The sequence below is a fragment of the Rathayibacter sp. AY2B7 genome (assembly GCF_002931635.1).
In the GTDB taxonomy this organism is placed as follows: Bacteria; Actinomycetota; Actinomycetes; order Actinomycetales; family Microbacteriaceae; genus Rathayibacter.
This window is the reverse complement of record NZ_PSUC01000165.1, coordinates 1-4,135: the sequence shown is the minus strand read 5'-3', so window position 1 is coordinate 4,135 and position 4,135 is coordinate 1. Positions and strand designations below refer to the sequence as shown.

The window sequence follows — 4,135 nt, the reverse complement described above, 5'->3', positions numbered from 1 at the left end:
CGCCGCGAGCGGCAGCGCCGGCAGCCCGGCCAGCGGCGGGGAGAGGCGTCGCAGGATCCCCGCCGCCTCCGCAGCCGTCGGCCGCGACGCCGGATCCTTCGCGAGCATCCGGTCCAGGAGCGACGCGAGCCGCGGCGGCAGATCCAGCGGCGGCGGGAGCATCGCGACGTGCCGGTAGGCGACCGCGACGTCGGCGCCGGGGCCCGCGAACGGGGTCCGGCCGCACAGCAGCTCGTAGAGCAGGATCCCCGTCGAGTAGACGTCGCTCGGCGGGCCGGCTGCTCCGGTGGCGAGCATCTCGGGCGAGAGGTACTCCGGCGTCCCGATGACACCCGTCGTCGCGCGCGGCCCCTCGGCGACCACGTGAGCGATGCCGAAGTCGGAGACGCGGACGGCGGAGCCCGCATCGTCCGCACCCTCCGCGAGCAGGACGTTGTCGGGCTTCACGTCCCGGTGGACCGTGCCGATCGCATGCGCGGCGGCGAGAGCGTCGAGGATCGAGGCCGCCACGGGCAGCGCATCGACCGCCGGGAGGGTGCCCTCGTCCCGCAGCAGCTCCCGCAGCGATCCGCCGCCGACGAGCTCCATCACGATCCCGAGCGTCTCCCCCTCCACGACGAGGTCGAGCACCTCCACGACGTGCGGGTGCCGCAGACGGGTGAGCACCGACCTCTCACGGACGAAGCGCTCGACCAGGCCCGCGTCGTGCACGTGCTCACCGCGGAGGAGCTTCGCCGCGCGGTCCGGCCCCTGCGCGTCGGCGACGCGCCACACCTCGCCCGCGGCGCCCGAGCCGATCCGCTCGAGCAGGCGGTAGCGCGCACCCAGCGGATCCCCGGCACTCCTCACCATGCCACCTCCTGATCCGAGCTTCCGTCATCTTCGAGAGGAAGCGTAGCGAAGACCGCTCGGGCGGATCAGCGGTGGCGCATCGGCCGGGTCAGAACCCCTCGTTGGCGCGCGGTGCGTAGTCGGCGCCCAGCGCCTCCAGCTCGTCGGCGGTCAGCTCCACGTCCAGCGACGCGACCGCGTCGTCGAGGTGGTGGAGCTTCGTGGCTCCGACGATCGGAGCGGTGACCGCCTCCTGCTGCCGGACCCAGGCGAGCGCCACCCGCGCACGGGGCACGCCGCGCTGCTCGGCGATGCGCGCGACGGTCGCGACGGTCCGCCGGTCGGCCTCCTCCTGCTGGCGGTAGAGGGTGCCGCCGAAGACGTCGGTCTCGGTGCGGGCCGTGGTCTCGTCCCAGTCGCGGGTGAGCCGGCCCCGGGCGAGCGGCGACCACGGGATCACGCCGACTCGCTGGTCGACGCAGAAGGGGTGCAGCTCGCGCTCGTCCTCGCGCTGGATCAGGTTGTACTGGTCCTGCATCGAGACGAACCGCGTCCAGCCATTCAGATCCGCGGTGTACTGCGCCTTCGCGAACTGCCACGCCCACATGCTCGAGGCGCCGATGTAGCGCGCCCTGCCAGAGCGGACGACGTCGTGGAGCGTCTCCATCGTCTCCTCGATGGGCGTCTCGGGGTCCCAGCGGTGGATCTGGTAGAGGTCGACGTAGTCCGTGCCGAGACGCCGGAGGCTGTCGTCGATCGCACTGAGGATGTGCCGCCGCGAGAGGCCGCCGCCGTTGGAGCCGGGGCGCATCCGCCCGTGGACCTTCGTGGCGATCACGACCTCCTCGCGGACCGCGAAGTCCGCGAGCGCCCGGCCGACGAACTCCTCGCTCGTGCCGTTGGAGTAGACGTCCGCCGTGTCGAACGTGGTGATGCCGAGCTCCAGAGCCCGCCGGAGGAAGGTCCGCGACTCCTCCTCGCCCATGCTCCAGCCGTGGGCCCCGCGGTCGGGAGCGCCGAAGCTCATGCAGCCGAGGACGATCGAGGAGATCTGCAGGCCGCTGGAGCCGAGTCGGGTGGAGTCCATGCGCGTCGCTTCCGTGTCGAGGAGGGGGTCCCTCCAGCGTCGCACCCGCGAGCGGCGGCGCGCCAGCCGTCCGGCTACACGGCCGGATCGCGACGAGTGGCGGCGACCACGCTCGGGAGGAACAGCGCGACGACGGCCACCACGGCCGGCGCCAGCAGCGCCCAGCCGATGTCGGGCACGGCGTACTGGCCCTGGAAGGCGCCGAGCGCCACGGCCATCATCACCAGCTGGATCGTCAGCGCCGACGCGCGCATCCAGCCTCGCCGTCGCGCGGCGCCGAGCGTCGTCGCGGCAGCCCAGCACACGGCGATCAGCGCGAGGACGACGATGGCGATCCCTCCGCCGACCGTGTCGGCCCGGGTCGTCAGCAGCTCGAGCACGAGCCATGCCGCGACCGCGGCGACGGCGAGCGTCTCGAGGGCCAGGACCACGATCAGCACCACCAGACCGAGCGGCCGGGAGGTGGTCGGGCGGGGTCCGCGGGACCCGTTCGCATCAGCGGTCACAGGCACATCCCATCCAGGACTCTTGATTCGGGCTCATCCCCGTGACAGGCTAGTCCAGTTCGTTTCACCGCTCACAGGGTCGTGGGTTTCCGCCGATGTGAACATCCGATCCCGCCGCGCCGTCAGGCACGGGGGCGAGCCGGATGACCAGCACTGGAGCCGGGTGGCCGACGCAGTGCTCGCGCATCGCGTCGAGTGCACCGGCAAGAACCGAGCGTTCTCCCGTCCACCACCCCGATCCACCCCGCGCTCCAGCACGGGGCCTCGTGGCGTGCGCCGGTGAGGGCGCGGAGGTCGAGTACTGGTCGGGATCGTCGGCGTGGATCGATCATCCCACCCGAACACTGCGTGGTTCCTCCACGCACGCCTTCACACAAGGAGCACCCGCATGGACTGGCGCGACAAGGCCGCTTGCCTCACCGCAGACCCCGAGCTTTTCTTCCCGGTCGGCAACACCGGCCCGGCCGTGGACCAGATCGAGAAGGCGAAGTCGGTGTGCGCACGCTGCACCGTCACCGAGGTCTGCCTCCAGTACGCCCTCGAGACCGGCCAGGACTCGGGCGTGTGGGGCGGCCTCAGCGAGGACGAGCGTCGCGCCCTGAAGCGCCGCGCCGCCCGCGCACGCCGCGCCTCCTAGGCGCACGAGCCGCTCGGCGGCACGAACGACCCCGACCCCCGTCGCCTCTCGGCAGCGGGGGTCGCGTCGTCTCCGGCTTCAGGAGCGGGCGCGCTCCAGCCACCGCAGCGGCACCTCGATGGTGACCTCGGTGCCGCGCCCGACCAGCGTGTGCCAGTCGATGGTGCCGCCGAGCTCGCCCTGGATGAGCGTGCGCACGATCTGCGTGCCCAGGCCCGATCCGACCTTGCCCTCCGGCAGCCCGACGCCCGTGTCGCGCACCTTCACCGTGAGCTCGTCGTCGCTGCGCGAGGCGACGATCTCCACGTCGCCCTCCCGTCCGGCCAGGCCGTGCTCGACGGCGTTGGTGACCAGCTCGGTCAGGGCGAGGGCGAGCGGAGTCGCGTACTCGCTGGGCAGGTTGCCGAAGCTCCCCGTCAGCTTCGGGTGCACCGTGGTGTTGTGGGTCGAGGCGACCTCGGCGATCAGCAGCAGCACTCGGTCGAAGACCGCGTCGAAGTCGACGTTCTGGTTCAGCCCCTCCGAGAGCGTGTCGTGCACGACCGCGATGGCGGCGACGCGGCGCATCGCCTGCGTGAGCGCCTCCCGGGCGAGGTCGGAGTGGGTGCGCCTGGCCTGGATCCGCAGCAGCGAGGCCACGGTCTGCAGGTTGTTCTTCACGCGGTGGTGGATCTCGCGGATCGTCGCGTCCTTGGTGATGAGCTCCCGCTCCTGGTGGCGCAGCTCCGTCACGTCGCGGCACAGGACGACGGCCCCGACCCGCTCGCCGCGGTCGCGGATCGGGATCGCGCGCAGCGACACCGTCACTCCGCGGGCCTCGATGTCGGTGCGCCACGGCGCCCGGCCGGTCACGACCAGCGGGAGCGACTCGTCGATGACGACCTTCCCCGCGATCAGCTTCGTGGTGACCTCGGCGAGCGACTCCCCCTCGAGCTCGTCGGCGAAGCCGATGCGGTTGAACGCCGAGAGGGCGTTGGGGCTCGCGAACGTGGTGACGCCGTCGACGTCCAGGCGGATCAGTCCGTCGGACGCGCGCGGCGCCCCGCGACGAGGACCGGTCGGCGCGCCCAGGTC

At 72.4% G+C, this 4,135-nt stretch carries 5 protein-coding genes; 1 reads left to right on the top strand and 4 read right to left on the bottom strand.

Annotated elements, in window-relative coordinates; all coding sequences use genetic code 11:
• From C5C27_RS16735 to C5C27_RS16725, 3 genes are all read right to left on the bottom strand, one after another.
• On the bottom strand, nucleotides 1-852 hold an 852-nt coding region (locus C5C27_RS16735; RefSeq protein WP_146079738.1), incomplete at its 3' end, for a serine/threonine-protein kinase.
• Nucleotides 853-940: 88 nt separating this feature from the next.
• A complete protein-coding gene (locus tag C5C27_RS16730) occupies nucleotides 941-1,918 on the bottom strand; it encodes an aldo/keto reductase (protein WP_104314965.1) in 978 nt (325 codons plus the stop codon).
• Nucleotides 1,919-1,992: 74 nt separating this feature from the next.
• Complete coding sequence (locus tag C5C27_RS16725) at nucleotides 1,993-2,424, bottom strand: hypothetical protein (protein ID WP_104239353.1); 432 nt, start codon at nucleotides 2,422-2,424, stop codon at nucleotides 1,993-1,995.
• A 388-nt stretch (nucleotides 2,425-2,812) separates the two neighbouring features.
• Between C5C27_RS16725 and C5C27_RS16720 the strand changes: the two genes are divergently transcribed.
• Nucleotides 2,813-3,061 carry a WhiB family transcriptional regulator gene (locus C5C27_RS16720; RefSeq protein WP_055788231.1) on the top strand — a complete coding sequence of 83 codons (249 nt, stop codon included), beginning with the start codon at nucleotides 2,813-2,815 and terminating at the stop codon, nucleotides 3,059-3,061.
• Between the two features lie 78 nt (nucleotides 3,062-3,139).
• Here C5C27_RS16720 and C5C27_RS16715 read toward each other — a convergent pair.
• The coding region (locus C5C27_RS16715) for a sensor histidine kinase (protein ID WP_104314964.1) at nucleotides 3,140-4,135 on the bottom strand (996 nt) is incomplete at its 5' end.

Bases quoted from the DNA above. Each gene is read 5' to 3' on its own strand.
- C5C27_RS16730 (WP_104314965.1), bottom strand. From the start codon at position 1,918: ATGGACTCCACCCGACTCGGCTCCAGCGGCCTGCAGATCTCCTCGATC.
- C5C27_RS16720 (WP_055788231.1), top strand. From the start codon at position 2,813: ATGGACTGGCGCGACAAGGCCGCTTGCCTCACCGCAGACCCCGAGCTT.